A 16373-nucleotide genomic window follows, 5' to 3' on the forward strand; every position below is an offset into this window, starting at 1 on the left:
AAAAAAACCGATGCTTCAAAAATTCCCTTGAAACCACTCTTTCATACGCTGCCAAACTGCACTCGCAGAACCTGCTTGACGCGTCACCAAGTGACCTCGCATGTACTGCTTTTTTGCCTCCAACAATAAACCTAACACCGTCGCGTAACGCGGACTTCTGACCACGTCCGCCAACTGACCTGAGTACGCTGGCATACCCAAACGCGCAGGTTTTAAGAAGATGTCTTCAGCCATTTCGACCATGCCTTGCATGGTCGAAGATCCACCGGTCAACACGATGCCTGACGACAGTACATCTTCGTATCCGGATTCACGCACGACTTGATGCACTAAAGCGAACAATTCCTCTACGCGTGGTTCGATCACTGCTGCAAGCGCTTGGCGTGACAAGGAACGTGGGCCACGGTCACCTAAACCGGGCACTTCCAAGGTATCAGCAGGATCAGCCAACACTTGTTTGGCGACGCCGAAACGCAATTTAATTTCTTCAGCCTCCGAAGTTGGCGTGCGCAATGCCATCGCGATATCGTTGGTGATTTGATCGCCCGCAATCGGAATCACCGCGGTATGACGAATCGATCCTTCACTAAACACAGCAACGTCGGTAGTGCCACCGCCGATGTCGATCAACACAACGCCCAGTTCTTTTTCATCGTTCGTCAACACAGCATCGGCCGATGCCATCGGTTGCAAGATCAAATCAGATACTTCGAGTCCACAACGACGCACGCACTTCACAATATTTTGAACAGCGGATACAGCGCCAGTGACGATATGAACTTTGACTTCAAGACGAATACCGCTCATACCGATCGGTTCACGCACATCGTCTTGACTATCAACGATGAATTCTTGCGGCAGGGTATGCAAGAGTTGTTGGTCGGTCGGAATATTCACGGCCTTCGCAGTTTCGATGACGCGCGCCACATCCATCGCTGTGACTTCTTTGTCCTTAATTGCCACCATGCCGCTAGAATTAAAACTGCGAATATGGCTACCAGCGATGCCCGTGTAGACATTGCGAATTTTGCAGTCAGCCATTAATTCAGCTTCTTCCAACGCACGTTGTATCGATTCGACGGTCGCTTCGATATTCACGACCACGCCCTTCTTCAGACCTTTCGATTCGTGCTGTCCAAGCCCGATGACTTCGTGACGACCGTCCGGCATCACTTCCGCCACCACCGCAACGATTTTCGAAGTTCCGATATCGAGACCAACGATCAGGTTTTTTGCGTCTTTTGTCATATCAACCTACTTACCAAATTGTTTAAGTTTTCAACCTAATTTTTTCTTTGCTACTCTGCTCAATCACTCAATTCGCATGTCGCTTCTACACTGCATATCTGCATTCTGGCGATCAAGTTCGACTAAACCTACTTTTCACTTCACTACTTTCGCCGACTTGGCATTACTGATTTTTGCCGGCATCGATGTTTTCAGTGCTAATCCGTTCGGATAACGCATATCGATATTCAGAATCTTGTCACCTAGTCGCGTTGTCAATTGCGGATACACACGCGCCAATTGATCCACCCTCGTTTTCAACTTACTCGCCTCTTGCACCCGACCCAAATCAACACGCATTCCATTATCTAAAGTCACACTCCATGCATAGCGACTCGACAATTGCACTTCCTCCGGATTCAACTTGAGCATGCCAAACCATTCTTTAAACAAGCGATACTGCTGCAATACCTCTTTCTCACTGCCTTCCGGTCCACTCAACTTGACCAAATGCGCATCATCTTCCGCCTCCGCCAAGTTCGCTGTGAACACATCGCCTTGAGATGAAATTAATCGACCATCTTCGCCCCAAGTTCCTAACACTTCATGTTCTTCCAATTGCACGATCAAACGATTCGGCCACACCCGTTGCACACTGGCCTTGCGCACCCATGGCACTGACTCAAATGCGGCTCTGACTTGATCCAAATTCGTCGTAAAAAAATTACCCTGTACTTGGGGGATCGCTTGATCGCGTATCGTCAATGCATTCACATGACGCAATTCACGATTTGACTTCCCTTCCACCCGCACAGCGCTTAAATCAAACAACGGACGATGAATCACCCACCACACCGCAGAACCCACCAGCGCAGCCAGCACCAAACTAAACAAAACGTTAGCTGTTGCGTTAAGGAGTTTTGCGTCATGCCACATACGGAGATCTTTTTTTCCTACTCACGGATTCGACTTATTGCTTGTCCGAAACAATCTTCAGACGCGCCGTCTTCAAGATCTCAACACAAACATCTTCATAACTCATACCTGCTGCACGCGCTGCCATTGGCACCAAAGAGTGACCAGTCATTCCTGGCGAGGTATTAATCTCAATCAAGAATGGTTTATTGTCGCTGCTACGTACTAACACATCCAATCTTGCCCAGCCCTCACAGCCCACGGCACGATAGGCTTGTACACACATCGCCTGAATTTGTTGCGTCAATTCAGCATCGATAGGCGCTGGGCACAAATATTTCGTATCGTCCGTGAAATATTTATTTTGATAATCGTAGTTACCATCAGGCGCAACGATTTCAATCAATGGCAGTGAGTACGCATCTGCACCACGACCCAAGACAGCCACGGTCAATTCACGTCCTTGGATAAATTCTTCCGCCAACACTTCTTCATCGAACTTGGCCGCCAATGCATAGGCAGAATGAATTTCTGCAGCAGCACGCACCTTGGTGATGCCAATGGTTGATCCTTCATGCGGTGGTTTAACGATCAAGGGCAAACCGAGTTGCTCGACCACTTTGTTCAAATCGGTCTTCGCATCGAGTACAGCGTAATTCGGTGTACTCAACTGGTGGTAGAGCCAAATCTTCTTGCTGCAAATTTTGTCCATGGCGATCGAAGACGCCATTACACCACTACCTGTGTACGGAATACCGAGCTGCTCTAAAGCACCTTGCAAACTACCATCTTCACCATAGCGACCATGCAGAGCGATAAAAACGCGATCAAACTTTTCAGCGGCCAGCTCAGCCAAACTGCGCTCCGCAGGATCAAACGGATGTGCGTCGATGCCGCGACTACGCAAGGCATTCAACACTCCGGTGCCAGACATGATCGACACTTCACGCTCAGCGGAACGACCACCAAACAAGACACCAACTTTACCCATCATTTGCTTTAATTCCATTGTCTTTTCCTGTCTCAAGCTTTGGCCGCGAGTTTTCCCGGCACACCACTAATTGAACCTGCACCCATCACCATCACTACGTCGCCATCACGGGCCACTTGCAATAAGCTGGCGGGCAAGTCTTGTACATTCTCTACAAACACAGGCTCGACTTTACCGAGCACGCGAATCGCACGTGTCAAAGCACGTCCATCGGCAGCGACGATTGGCGTTTCACCTGCGGCATAGACTTCCGCCAACACGACCGCATCGGCACTTGAAATCACCTTAACGAAATCTTCGAACAGATCACGCGTCCGCGTGTAGCGATGCGGTTGGAAAGCCAACACCAAACGACGGCCGGGATAAGCGCCCCGTGCTGCAGCCAAAGTCGCCGCCATTTCAACCGGATGATGTCCATAGTCGTCCACCAAAGCAAAGCTGCCGCCGCTCGGCAAGGCAATTTCGCCATAACGTGTAAAACGACGGCCGACGCCGGTAAATTCGCTCAAGGCTTTTTGCGTCGCGCAATCATCGACGCCAACTTCGCGGGCAATCGCAATCGCCGCACAAGCGTTTTGCACATTGTGCATCCCAGGTTGATTCAAACTCACCTTCATATCGGGGTAGCCTTCATGTACCACGGTGAAATGCATCTTGCCATCCGCAGCATAAGCATCCGTTGCACGCACTTCAGCTTCTTCATGAAAACCGTAAGTCACGATAGGCTTACTAATGCGCGGCATAATTTCACGGATCACAGGGTCATCCATACACAACATCGCGACACCGTAGAATGGCAAGCGGTGTGTGAAGTCGACGAAGGCCTGTTTCAGTTTTCCAAAATCATGTTCATAAGTTTCCATATGATCGGCATCGATATTCGTAATGACTTCGATCACAGGTAACAAATTCAAAAAGGACGCGTCCGATTCATCGGCTTCTGCCACAATAAATTCGCCGCTGCCCAATTTCGCATTGGCACCAGCGCTATTGAGTAAACCGCCAATGACGAAAGTAGGATCGAGCCCGCCTTCCGCTAGGATGCTGGCGACCAAACTCGTTGTCGTGGTTTTACCGTGTGTGCCAGCGATGGCGATGCCGCTCTTCAAGCGCATCAGTTCCGTCAACATTAAAGCTCGCGGCACAATAGGAATGTGTTTCTCACGTGCGGCAACGACTTCTGGATTGTCGGCTTTGACTGCAGTGGAAGTTACCACCGCATCGGCGCCAGCAATATTCTCTGCTGCATGTCCCAACATCACTTTCGCGCCTAAACTTGCCAAGCGTTGTGAAGCAGCATTGCTACTCAAGTCCGAACCTGAGATGACATATCCCAAATTCAACAGGACTTCTGCAATACCGCTCATACCGGAACCACCGATACCAACGAAATGCAGATGTTTGACTTTATGTTTCATTCTTTTCTTCTCACTCTAGCCTAGACGATTTATTCACTGATTCATTCAATTCTTAGAATTAAATCGCGAGGTCTTCCAAAATTTTTGCGATCGTATCAACCGCTTGGCGGCGCCCTTGTACATAGGCAGCATTGGCCATCGCCAAACACTGCTCACGCTTCATCGTCAACACCAACTGCGCTAACTTCTCTGCCGTCATTTCACTTTGCGGCATATGAATCGCACCACCTTCTTTACTCAGCCATTGTGCATTCGCTCTTTGGTGGGAGGTACTCGATGCCACCAAAGGCACCAATACGCTTGCCACACCAGCCGCAGTCAACTCCGAAACCGTGATCGCGCCAGCACGACAAATCACCAAATCAACTTCTGCATAACGACGTGGCATGTCATGAATGAAATCGACCACTTCAGCTTCCACGCCCAATTCTGCATAGCGCTGACGTAAGCCTTCCACGTGTTGCTTGCCCGATTGATGCGTCAAGATCGGACGCTGCTCAAGTGGCATAGCGGCCCATGCTTGCGGCACACATTCGTTCAATGCTTTGGCGCCCAAACTTCCGCCGACGACCAAAATTCTTAAAGGGCCAGTGCGCTCGGCGTAACGTTTTGCTGGCTCAGGTAAATTCGTAATATCGCGACGAATTGGATTGCCAGTAAAGATTTCTTTCGCTTCGTCTTGTGCACGATCTTGTTCCGACGAAGGCAAACCGAACATCAATTTCTTCGCAAATGGTTTCAAGGCTTTATTCGACAACAGCAAAGGCGCATCGGCGTTCATCAACACCACAGGTCGACCACTCAAAGCAGCGCTGATGCCACCGGGAACCGTGATATAACCGCCCATCCCCAACACCACACTTGGTTGACGACGACGCATCACACCAAAACACGCAAAGAAACTCGCGATCAATTTGAATCCGCCAGTAATGCTGTGATTCAAACCTTTGCCACGCAAACCCGTGAAATCGAGTTGATCCATGGCGATGCCGTGCTTAGCGACGATGTCGGCTTCCATGCCAGTTTTTGTGCCGAGCCAAGACACCGTCCAACCACGCTGCTGCATCTCATCGGCGATAGCGAGTCCTGGGAAAATATGTCCGCCCGTACCCGCCGCCATCACGAGCAAATGTTTCGCTTTCGTCGTGCCACTCATGGTCGACCTCCACGCATCATCACGCGATTTTCATAATCAATACGCAGCAACAAAGTTAAACCTATACAGTTAATCAAGACACCCGAGCCGCCATAACTCATCAATGGCAAGGTCAAACCTTTGGTCGGCAAGACGCCGAGATTCACCCCCATATTGATGAAAGTCTGCACGCCGATCCAAATCCCAATTCCCTTCGCGGCCAAGCCAGCGAAGGTGGCATCAAGCACGATCGCCTGGCGGCCAATATCAAAGGCGCGCTTGATAATCCAATAGAACAAAAAGATCACCGTCACCACGCCGACATAGCCGAGCTCTTCGCCAATCACCGCCAACAAAAAGTCCGTATGCGCCTCCGGCAAGTAATGCAATTTCTCGACACTGGCGCCGAGACCTACGCCAAACAATTCACCACGTCCAAATGCGATCAAAGAGTGTGTCAATTGGTAGGCTTTACCCAGGGCATTATCTTCTTGGAAGGGATCGAGATAAGCAAAGATCCGTTCACGACGCCATGGTGATAACAAAATAACCGAAGTAAAAATGCCCACCAAAGTCGCCGCGATACCACCAAACCAAATACCGTTAATGCCACCCAAGAACAAAATTCCCATGGCAATACACACGATCACACCGAAAGCACCAAGATCTGGTTCCAACAGCAGCAACAATCCCAGCACACCAACTGTCACCAACATCGGCAAGAAACCCTTGGTCAATTTATGCATGTATTCTTGTTTGCGCACTGTGTAGTCTGCGGCATACAGCACCATGAACAACTTCATCAGTTCGGATGGTTGCAAGTTGAAACCTTTAAACGCCAACCAACGCTTTGCACCATTCACGCCTTTGCCGACACCGGGAATCAACACTAACACCAACAACACGAGGGTAATGATGAACAAATACGGTGCGGCTTTCTGCCAGTCTTCCACACGGATACGGAACACAAAGAAACTCGCAGCAACCGAGACCAAGATAAACATCGCTTGGCGTACCAAAAAATGCGTATTTTTGTAATTGGCATACTTCGGCGAATCGGGTAAAGAGATCGACGCCGAGTACACCATCACCATCCCAAATACCATCAAAATCAAAGTGACCCACACCAAAGGTTGGTCGTACTCCATCATCTTTGAGCGCTGCACAAAATGGGTGCTGGTTTGCTGATTGGCAAACGGACGCCATTGGCTCAAGTTGAGGAGCATTTGCTTCATCAGCACACCTCTCCACGGTTCAATGCAACTTCACGTACCGCATCGATAAAGACTTGTGCGCGATGTGCGTAGTTCTTGAACATGTCGAGACTCGCACAAGCAGGTGACAACAAAACGATGTCTCCAGCCTGAGCCATTTCGGCCGCTTTCTCCACTGCTTGCTCTAAACTTTGACAATCGAGCAAATTCACTTGCGTCACTTCCAAAGCCGCACGAATGGCGGGCGCATCTTTGCCGATCAAGCACACTGCTTTGACGTATTGCATGACAGGTTTGGCCAATGGTGTGAAGTCTTGTCCTTTGCCATCACCACCTGCTAACAAAATAATTCTTGGCGCATCACCAACGGCTTCAGCTCCTAAACCACGCAGAGCAGCAACTGTTGCGCCAACATTGGTCCCCTTGCTGTCATCAAAATAGCTGACATCACCAATGGTATTGACCAATTCCACACGATGGGGCTCGCCTTTGTAATCGCGCAATGCGTGCAGCAAAGGCGCCAGCGGCAAGCCGATACTACGACACAAGGCCAAGGCCGCAAGTGCGTTACTCGCATTGTGTTGTCCGCGAATCTTTAGCGCATCCGATGGCATCAGGCGCGTCACAAATACTTCAGCGGCCTCCTGCATTTTCTTACGCTTGCGTGAACTGCCTTCTTCCTCTTCGGGGGAATTAGCACATGCCAACCACACCATGCCGCCCTCGTCGAGCAAACCAAATTCGCCATCATTCTTTGGCGCATCAAAACCAAAACTCAGGACGTCTTGATGCTGCGGTTTGCGCATTGCCATCACGAGCGCATCATCACGATTCAATACCAAAACCGTCGACGTGCCGAAAATCTTGGCTTTATCGTCGCAATAATTCTTCATGTCGCCGTGCCAATCCAAATGATCTTGCGTGACATTCAGCACGGTCGCGACATCAGGATTGAAGCTCACACTGCTATGCAACTGAAAGCTCGACAACTCTAAGACCCAAACCTGTGGCAAAATTTTTTGATCAAGGCATTCGCACAAGACATCCAACATCGCTGGGCTGATATTGCCAGCAATCCGCGTTTGCATACCAGCGCGAGCACATAACTGGCCAGTCAAACTCGTTACGGTCGTTTTGCCATTGGTACCGGTGATGGCGATCAATTTTGGTTGATAAGCTTGGGTCTCTTTGAGTTCGGCTAAGGCTAAGGAGAATAATTCGAGCTCACCCCAGACTGGCACACCAAGTTCAGAGGCTTGCTGCAAGACGACTTGCAATTCACCGTGAGGTGCCAAACCAGGGCTCACAAATACGGCGTCAATGCCCTCCAACAAACTGGCTTGCAAAGGACCACCAAAAAATTCGGCTTCGGGAGCCAGTGCTTGCAATTGACTCAAACGATCTGGTTGTGAACGCGTATCGGCTACGCGCAGTTGCGCGCCGACGCGCTTCAACCAACGCGCCATCGCCAACCCGGATTCTCCGAGCCCGACAACCAGAATACGTTTTTCAACAAAATTCATCTTCTTACTTTCCCGAATGATTCTCTATGCTTTGCAGGCGCAATCTCAATCCAGCATCAACGCAATTTCAACGACGACAAACCCAACAACACCAACAACATCGTGATGATCCAAAAGCGCACGACAACTTGTGTTTCTTTCCACCCCTTTTGCTCAAAGTGATGATGCAAAGGCGCCATCAAGAACAGCCGCTTACCCACACCAAACTTTTTCTTGGTGTATTTGAAGTAAGTTACTTGCAACATGACCGAGAATGTTTCCACCACAAAGATGCCGCCCATAATGAAGAGCACCACTTCTTGACGAACGATGACCGCAATCGTGCCCAATGCGCCGCCGAGTGCTAAAGCACCAACATCACCCATAAACACTTGCGCCGGATGAGCGTTGAACCACAAGAAGGCCAAACCTGCGCCAGCCATCGCGCCACAGAAAATCAACAACTCACCCGCTCCAGGGATGTAGGGAATCAACAAATATTTGGAATAACCAGCGTGACCCGTCAAATACGCAAACAAGCCCAAAGCCGAACCGACCATGATGGTGGGCATGATCGCCAAACCGTCCAATCCATCAGTTAAATTCACGGCATTGCTGGTCCCAACGATGACGCAGAAAGTGAGTGCCATGAAGCCCCACACACCGAGTGGATAATTGAAAGTTTTGAAGAAAGGAATAATCAAATCAGCTTTAGGAGGCAAATCGAGACTAAAACCTGATTGCACCCAAGCGAAGAACAACTCCATCACTTTGCTATTAGTCGGAGCGGATACAGTAAACGCCAAATACACAGCAGCAACGATACCGATCAGGGACTGCCAAAAGAATTTTTCGCGCGAGGCCATGCCGTTCGGATCGCGATAAACGACTTTACGATAATCATCAACCCAACCGATCGCACCGAAACCCAAAGTCACAATCAAGACGACCCACACGAAACGGTTACTCAAATCAGACCACAACAATGTAGAAATGCCAATCGCGATCAAAATCAAAGCACCGCCCATGGTTGGTGTACCTGATTTCACCAAATGCGTTTGTGGACCATCCGTCCGCACTGCTTGTCCGACCTTCATTCTTGTCAACATGCGGATCACAGCTGGGCCAGCCACCAAGCCAATCGTGATCGCCGTCATCGTCGCAAACACGGCGCGGAAGGTGATGAAGCCGAACACGCGCATGAAGCCGATGTCTTGTTTAATTAATTCTGCTAGCCAGAGCAACATAATATTTTCCAGTTTTCTTTCTTATTGGTTCTAGTTTCGTAAGTTCTTTATTTAGTGACCAGCCGATCCTTGACCAGTCAAATCAGCGACCACTCTTTCCATTTTCATGAAGCGCGAACCCTTCACGAGCAGCGTATTCCCTGTCCCATTCTTATGCTTTACTTCGGCGAGTAAAGCAGCGATGTCTTCAAAATGCTGAGCACCTGCACCAAACGCATCACTCGATGCCTTGGCCAAACTTCCCAAGGTGAACAGATGTTGGATACCACGCTGCTTGGCATATTCTCCGATCTCACGATGGAAGGCCGCACCATCGGCACCGACTTCGCCCATATCACCCAAGATCAAGCTGGTACGATCACTCTGTGCAGCCAAGACATCAATCGCAGCGCGCACCGAATCGGGATTGGCGTTATAGGTATCGTCGATCACGCGCGCACCACCGCTCGCTTGTTTGGGTTGCAAGCGACCATTGACCGGCGAAAATTTTTCCAAGCCTTGTACAATCGAAGACAAAGGAATGCCGGCGGCTAAACAACATGTGGATGCAGCTAAAGCGTTCAGCACATTGTGCTGCCCTGCAGCTGCTAAGCGCACTTCAAGCACCTGACCACGTGCATGGATCTTCAGTTTGCTGCCAAACGGAAGCACCTGCACATCAGCAAATACATCGGCGTTCGAATGCAAGCCAAATGTCATCGCACGACGTCCCGGCATTTCATCGACATAGGATTGCCAAAGGCTGGTGTAAGTATCGTCCGCGGGAAATACCGCAACACCATCAGCGCTCAGCGCACGAATAACCGAACCGTTTTCTATCGCAACCGCCTCGACGCTTTGCATGAATTCTTGGTGCTCGCGTTGTGCGTTGTTGACCAAGGCGACTGTGGCCATTGTTGACGCACTAATCTGCGCGATTTCACCAGGATGATTCATTCCCATTTCAATTACGGCCGCGCGGATCTCTGGATGCAGGCGCATCAAAGTTAAAGGCACCCCAATTTCATTGTTCAGATTACCCTTAGTCGCTACCATGTGCTCTTCGCCAAAGTGCTGCAGCAGAATACTCGCAATCATTTCCTTGACCGTGGTCTTTCCATTGCTACCGGTCACACCGATCACAGGAATAGAAAATTGAGTGCGCCAAAACCGACCAATCGCAAGTAAAGCTTGTTTGGTGTCAGGCACCTGCAAAGCCGGCAATGAAATATTTGCGGGTAAGTGCTCCACCACCAAAGCGGCCGCGCCGGACTGCTGCACTTGCTCGAGGAAATCATGCGCGTCAAATCGTTCGCCGCGCAGCGCAACAAAGAGACTTGCTGTTGGCACTTGGCGACTGTCGGTGCTCAAACCGCTGAACTCCGCATCGCCGTGCAGCACTGCGCCCGGGATCAGGTTTTGTAATTGTTGTAGGCTGGCCCGAATCACGAACTTCTCCTCATAGTGGCGTGGGTCGCTACTGTCGCCAACGCAAGGCGCGCATGCTCTTCATCGGAGAACGGCCATTTCTTACCATTGATATCTTGATAGTTTTCATGTCCCTTGCCGGCCAAGAGAATCACGTCGTTGATACCTGCATGTTTAACAGCATACAAAATGGCAGCCGCACGATCTTCTATCGTGGTTGGCGAACCATCCATGCCCGCAACGATATCCAGAATAATTTTTGCTGGGTCTTCGGTTCGAGGATTGTCACTTGTCACCACCACATGTTGCGCAAGCTGCGCCACCTTGCCCATCTGTGGACGTTTGCCAGGGTCGCGATCACCACCACATCCGAACACGCACCACAACTCACCTTGACGCTCCTGCGCAACTTCTTGCAAAGTTTCCAGCGTTTTCTGTAAGGCATCTGGTGTATGCGCATAATCGACTACCACCATCGCTTGCCCCGGCGTACCAAGTTGCTGCATACGACCTTGCACCGAATCCAATTTCTCGATGATGGCAACCGCTTTATCAAAACTGATCCCACGCGCAAAAAGCACCGCCAAGGAAGCCAAGGTGTTCGAGACATTAAAGCGTCCAATCATCTGGGTCTTCACTACACCAGCGCCGAACGGAGAGTCCAGATGGAAGCTCGTACCGGCATGGGTTGAGCGCAACTGCGTCGCGCGCAATGCGGGAAATTTGATTGAGAGCTCGGCGTCCAAGGTATATGCTAATACGGAGACGTCAGCGCGTTGCTGCATTTTCGCAATCAGCTGCAAGCCGAATGGATCATCCGCATTAATCACCGCCGTTTTCAGCGCGGGCCAATCGAACAATGCTGCCTTTGCTTCCGCGTATGCTTCCATGGTCCGATGATAATCAAGGTGATCACGCGTCAAGTTTGTGAAAACTGCGACATCAAAGTGCAATCCATTCAAACGTCCTTGATGCAGGCCAATCGACGACGCTTCGATGGCCAGAGCACGCGCACCTCGCGCATAGGCATCTGCCAACTTTTCTTGTAATTGCAAAGCATCAGGCGTGGTAAAACCTGTCTCCTGTAAAGCGCTTAAATGACCATCCCGATAGGTGCCAACACCCAAAGTGCCGATCACGGAACAAGGCGTGCTTGTCATAGAAAGTGCACGAGCAATCCATTGTGAACAAGAGGTTTTTCCATTGGTTCCCGTGACCGCTACCGTAAAGAGATCCGCTTGAATATTGTTGTACCACTCATTCGCAATGGCGCCGAGCGCTTGATTCAGGTTCACGAATTGTGCGCACGGAACCGAGATCCCCTGTGGCTCGCCATTGCCAGCGGATAGAACGACCGCCGCTGCACCTCGTTCAATCGCATTAGCGATAAAGTCACGACCATCGCCTTTGCCGCCCGGCACCGCAATCGCAAAGAACACATCGCCTTCTTGAATGGTGCGAGAATCAGTCGTCAACTTGGCTTCTGGTGCGATGCTTTGCAACCATTCGATGAACGCTGGGATGTCCTGAAAAATAGTCATTACATACTCTCCGGTACGCCTTCGTCAGGAATAATATTCATGACAGAAGAATCGGGAACAACGTTCAGTGAGCGCAATACATTCTGCATAATGGCTGCGAATACAGGGCCGGCGACCGTACCCGCGTAATAACCATTTGCGGTCGGTTCATCGATCATGACCGCCACAATCACACGTGGATTGGAGACAGGGGCGAAACCGACGAAATCGACCGCATATTTGTTCACATAGCGTCCGCCCTCAAGCTTGTGAGCGGTACCAGTTTTACCTGCCACACGATATCCAGGAATACGCGCTTGTGTCGCCGTACCACCAGGTTGCGTCACGCTTTCCAACATCTCGCGCATTTGCATCGCGGTCTTTTCAGAGATGATGCGGGTGCCCATTTGAATTTCGTTCGATTGCTGGAAGGTCAATGGGATCATGTCTCCACGGCGCGCAAAAATCATGTAGGCTCGCGCAATCTGCATCAAAGACACGGAAAGGCCGTGGCCATAGCTCATGGTCGCTTGTTCAATTGGACGCCATGTTTTGTAGTTGCGCATACGGCCTGCGACGGCACCAGGAAAACCAACATTCGGCTGCTGTCCAATACCCAAAGACGTAAACATCTCCCACATCTCTTGCGGTGGAATTTGCAACGCCATTTTGGCCGTACCAATATTCGACGATTTTTGGATCACTTGCGCCACTGTCAAAGAGCCTTGTTTGTGGGCGTCATGAATGGTCGCTGTGCCGATCGTCATGGCACCAGGCGCGGTTTGAAATACTGTGTCAGGGGTTACGCGTCCGGTATCCAAAGCCAAAGAAACCGCGAACGGTTTCATGGTTGACCCTGGCTCGAAAGTGTCGGTCATGACCCGATTACGCAATTGCGCACCGGTCAAGTTCGCTCTGTCGTTTGGGTTATAGGTCGGCAAGTTCACCATCGCCAACACCTCCCCGGTATGCACATCGAGCACAATGGCGCCACCTGCCTTCGCCTTATGCTTCTCGATGGCTTCTTTCAAATGCGTGTAAGCGATATATTGAATCTTGCTGTCAACCGAGAGACGCAACTCTTTCCCATCGTGTGGCTCACGAATGGATTCAATGTCTTCGACAATGCGGCCGAGTCGATCTTTGATCACACGACGACTGCCGTTCTTACCGGCTAAATTTTTCTCAGCCGCAAGCTCAATGCCTTCTTGTCCTTTATCTTCGACATTGGTAAAACCAACGACGTGCGCCATCACTTCACCCTCGGGGTAAAAGCGCTTGTATTCCTTACGAGTCTCGATTCCAGGAATATTCAAGGCCACGATTTTGTCGGCAACGTCTTGCTCTACCTGACGCTTCAAATACACAAACTGCTTATCTGATTCTAATTTTTTTCGCAGATCTGATTCGCTCAACTCAAGCAAACGCGCCAATTCAACGATCTTTTCTTTTGGTGCATCGACCACATCCTCGGGGAAAGCCGCGATCGCTTTGACTGGGATCGAAGATGCTAAAACTTGACCGTGACGATCGGTGATCTTACCGCGCGTTGCTGGCAATTCTATGGTGCGTGCATAACGTGTGGCGCCTTGCTTTTGCAAGAACTCCGTATTCATGCCTTGCAAGTACAAGGCTCGCCCCATCAAACCAAAGAAAGCTCCAAAGAGGATAAACAGAACGAAGCGCGACCGCCACACTGGCAAACGCACTTCCAGGACAGGACTAGAAGAGAAGGAGACGCCGCGTGCGGCAGCCGTGCGCGAAGTTTGTCCGTGGCGACTCATTGACTCGCCTCCGCTGTCAAATATTGAGTGCGGTCCGGGGTCAGCGGCGTCATGTTCAATTCTTTTTCCGCAACGGCCTCGATCCGCGAGTGCTTGCCAAAGGTCGATTGATCGAGTTTGAGCTGAGTCCACTGCAAATCAAATTGTTTGGCTTGCGCTTGCGAACGCTCGAGTTCAATGAACAAGCTTCGTGCTTTGTATTGTGAGTTAATGAGTGACAAAGCGCATGCCACCAAAACAATGCCCAACAAAAGATTAATGCGAGTGCCCATTACTGCACCTCGCCTATCTTCTGTGCGACCCGCATAATTGCTGAACGGGCACGTGGATTGGCCAACACTTCAGCTTCACTCGGCTTCACTCGTGACAACAGACGCATTTTCGGCTGCGGCAAATCAACCGAGCGAATTGGCAAACGTCGATCAGGCTGCTCGATTTTCGCCTTAGCATTCATGAATTGCTTGACGATGCGGTCTTCGAGTGAATGGAAACTGATCACCGCAAGGCGACCATTCGGTGCCAGTAAATCATACGCAGCTGCTAGACCGGTCTCGAGGTCCGCAAGCTCTTGATTGATGAAAATCCGTATAGCCTGAAAGGTGCGAGTTGCCGGGTCTTTGCCCTTCTCGCGAGTTTTGACGGCGTTTGCGACGAGCTCTGCAAGCTGCCTTGTACTTGAAATGGGCTCGATCGCCCGGCGAGCAACAATCGCCTTTGCAATCTGAAAAGCAAACCGTTCTTCCCCATAATTGTCTATGACCTCCCTAATTTTTTCCTCTTCCTCCTGCGCCAACCAAGCAGCTGCAGACTGTCCGCGCGTGGTATCCATACGCATATCTAATGGACCATCGTGACGGAAACTAAAACCGCGATCGGCATCATCGACTTGGGGCGAAGAGATTCCCAAGTCCATCAAGATGCCGTCAACCTGAGTCACCCCGATCGCATGCAAACTTTCTGCCATAGTGGCGAAGCTGTCGTGCACAATATGAAAACGCGGGTCTTGAATTTGCTCCGCATTGGCGATGGCGTAAGGATCTTTATCAAAGGCAATCAAACGGCCCTGCGGCCCCAATTGCTGCAACAACTTGCGACTGTGCCCACCGCGACCAAAAGTGCCATCCACATAGATGCCATTAGCGCGCTCGGCCTTAATCTCGAGGGCTTCGATAGCCTCGTCCAATAACACCGTAAGGTGAATCAGTTCTCCTGGATGCGTGACAGTCATACGGCTATCAGAAGGAGAAGTTACTCAAAGCTTCAGGCATTCCGCCTGCGATCGCCTGGGCCTCATTTTCCGCAAGCTTGGCGGCATCCCAAATTTCGAAATGCGATCCCATACCAAGCAGCATCACATCGCGTTGCAAGCCGACTGCGTTGCGCAGTTCCGGTGCAACCAAGATGCGTCCCGTGCCATCCATGTCCACATCGGAAGCGTTACCAAGGAAAATCCGTTGCCAAGCGCGTGCCGCCATAGGCCAAGCAGCGATTTGTTCGCGATGGGTTTCCCACGTTGGGCGTGGGAATAAAAGTAAGCAACCGTGCGGGTGGCGCGTTAAGGTCACACGGCCTTCACACAGCACACTCAAGGCGTCACGATGCCGAGCCGGAATTGACATCCGTCCTTTCGCATCGAGATTAAGTGCAGAGGCGCCTTGAAACACGTTTTACCCTATCGCTTGAAATTGATTTGTGAAATGGCTTTTCACCACAAAAAAACACTTTTTCACACTTTTTCCCACTTTAGAGGAAGCTTTGAGCCGGGTCAAGCGGATTTGAAACGAAAAACAGGAATTTCTTTAATAAAGTCAATGACTTAGCGCAGACAGCTAAAGAAGAAAAAAGGAGAAAATCTCTTAAAATTAGAGACTTAGCTAAGATAGTGAAAGTGAGACATGAGCAATAAACATGTGTTTATGCTGTTTTTGGGACGGCCTTGGGGAGTGCTTAAAAAAGCGACAGTCAGAAAATGAGGATTTCCGGATTCCGAGCCACATTCATGCCTTGTCGGCG

General features: G+C 50.4%; 14 protein-coding genes. All 14 read right to left on the reverse strand.

What is annotated here, in order from left to right; translation table 11 throughout:
• Positions 1-15: 15 nt before the first annotated feature.
• The gene (gene ftsA / locus RF679_RS15120) at positions 16-1248 is read right to left on the reverse strand and encodes a cell division protein FtsA (protein ID WP_309481458.1); all 1233 of its coding nucleotides are present in this window, start codon (positions 1246-1248) and stop codon (positions 16-18) included.
• A 135-nt stretch (positions 1249-1383) separates the two neighbouring features.
• Complete coding sequence (locus RF679_RS15125) at positions 1384-2163, reverse strand: cell division protein FtsQ/DivIB (RefSeq protein WP_309481459.1); 780 nt, start codon at positions 2161-2163, stop codon at positions 1384-1386.
• A gap of 34 nt (positions 2164-2197) precedes the next feature.
• Positions 2198-3151, reverse strand: a complete 954-nt coding sequence (locus RF679_RS15130) for a D-alanine--D-alanine ligase (RefSeq protein ID WP_309481460.1) — start codon at positions 3149-3151, stop codon at positions 2198-2200.
• Between the two features lie 14 nt (positions 3152-3165).
• The gene (gene murC, locus RF679_RS15135) at positions 3166-4551 is read right to left on the reverse strand and encodes a UDP-N-acetylmuramate--L-alanine ligase (RefSeq protein ID WP_309481461.1); all 1386 of its coding nucleotides are present in this window, start codon (positions 4549-4551) and stop codon (positions 3166-3168) included.
• Between the two features lie 58 nt (positions 4552-4609).
• Entirely contained in the window at positions 4610-5707 is a 1098-nt protein-coding gene (gene murG / locus RF679_RS15140) for an undecaprenyldiphospho-muramoylpentapeptide beta-N-acetylglucosaminyltransferase (RefSeq protein WP_309481462.1), read from the reverse strand.
• Entirely contained in the window at positions 5704-6837 is a 1134-nt protein-coding gene (gene ftsW / locus RF679_RS15145) for a putative lipid II flippase FtsW (protein ID WP_309484029.1), read from the reverse strand. Before ftsW ends, murG begins: the two co-directional genes overlap by 4 nt.
• 83 nt (positions 6838-6920) lie before the next feature.
• On the reverse strand, positions 6921-8423 hold the full coding sequence (gene murD / locus RF679_RS15150; RefSeq protein WP_309481463.1) for a UDP-N-acetylmuramoyl-L-alanine--D-glutamate ligase: 1503 nt from the start codon (positions 8421-8423) through the stop codon (positions 6921-6923).
• A 56-nt stretch (positions 8424-8479) separates the two neighbouring features.
• Positions 8480-9649 carry a phospho-N-acetylmuramoyl-pentapeptide-transferase gene (gene mraY, locus RF679_RS15155; RefSeq protein ID WP_309481464.1) on the reverse strand — a complete coding sequence of 390 codons (1170 nt, stop codon included), beginning with the start codon at positions 9647-9649 and terminating at the stop codon, positions 8480-8482.
• A 51-nt stretch (positions 9650-9700) separates the two neighbouring features.
• Positions 9701-11074 (reverse strand): UDP-N-acetylmuramoyl-tripeptide--D-alanyl-D-alanine ligase, encoded by a 1374-nt coding sequence (locus RF679_RS15160; RefSeq protein WP_309484030.1) that lies wholly within the window; start codon positions 11072-11074, stop codon positions 9701-9703.
• Positions 11074-12597, reverse strand: a complete 1524-nt coding sequence (locus tag RF679_RS15165; protein WP_309481465.1) for a UDP-N-acetylmuramoyl-L-alanyl-D-glutamate--2,6-diaminopimelate ligase — start codon at positions 12595-12597, stop codon at positions 11074-11076. Before RF679_RS15165 ends, RF679_RS15160 begins: the two co-directional genes overlap by 1 nt.
• Positions 12597-14360 carry a peptidoglycan D,D-transpeptidase FtsI family protein gene (locus RF679_RS15170; protein WP_309481466.1) on the reverse strand — a complete coding sequence of 588 codons (1764 nt, stop codon included), beginning with the start codon at positions 14358-14360 and terminating at the stop codon, positions 12597-12599. Before RF679_RS15170 ends, RF679_RS15165 begins: the two co-directional genes overlap by 1 nt.
• Positions 14357-14632 carry a cell division protein FtsL gene (ftsL, locus tag RF679_RS15175; RefSeq protein WP_309481467.1) on the reverse strand — a complete coding sequence of 92 codons (276 nt, stop codon included), beginning with the start codon at positions 14630-14632 and terminating at the stop codon, positions 14357-14359. The genes RF679_RS15170 and ftsL overlap by 4 nt, the downstream gene beginning before the upstream one ends.
• A complete protein-coding gene (rsmH, locus tag RF679_RS15180; RefSeq protein ID WP_309481468.1) occupies positions 14632-15588 on the reverse strand; it encodes a 16S rRNA (cytosine(1402)-N(4))-methyltransferase RsmH in 957 nt (318 codons plus the stop codon). The genes ftsL and rsmH overlap by 1 nt, the downstream gene beginning before the upstream one ends.
• A gap of 7 nt (positions 15589-15595) precedes the next feature.
• Entirely contained in the window at positions 15596-16024 is a 429-nt protein-coding gene (mraZ, locus tag RF679_RS15185; RefSeq protein WP_309481469.1) for a division/cell wall cluster transcriptional repressor MraZ, read from the reverse strand.
• Positions 16025-16373: the final 349 nt, after the last annotated feature.

This window comes from Undibacterium cyanobacteriorum (assembly GCF_031326225.1).
GTDB lineage: Bacteria > Pseudomonadota > Gammaproteobacteria > Burkholderiales > Burkholderiaceae_D > Undibacterium > Undibacterium cyanobacteriorum.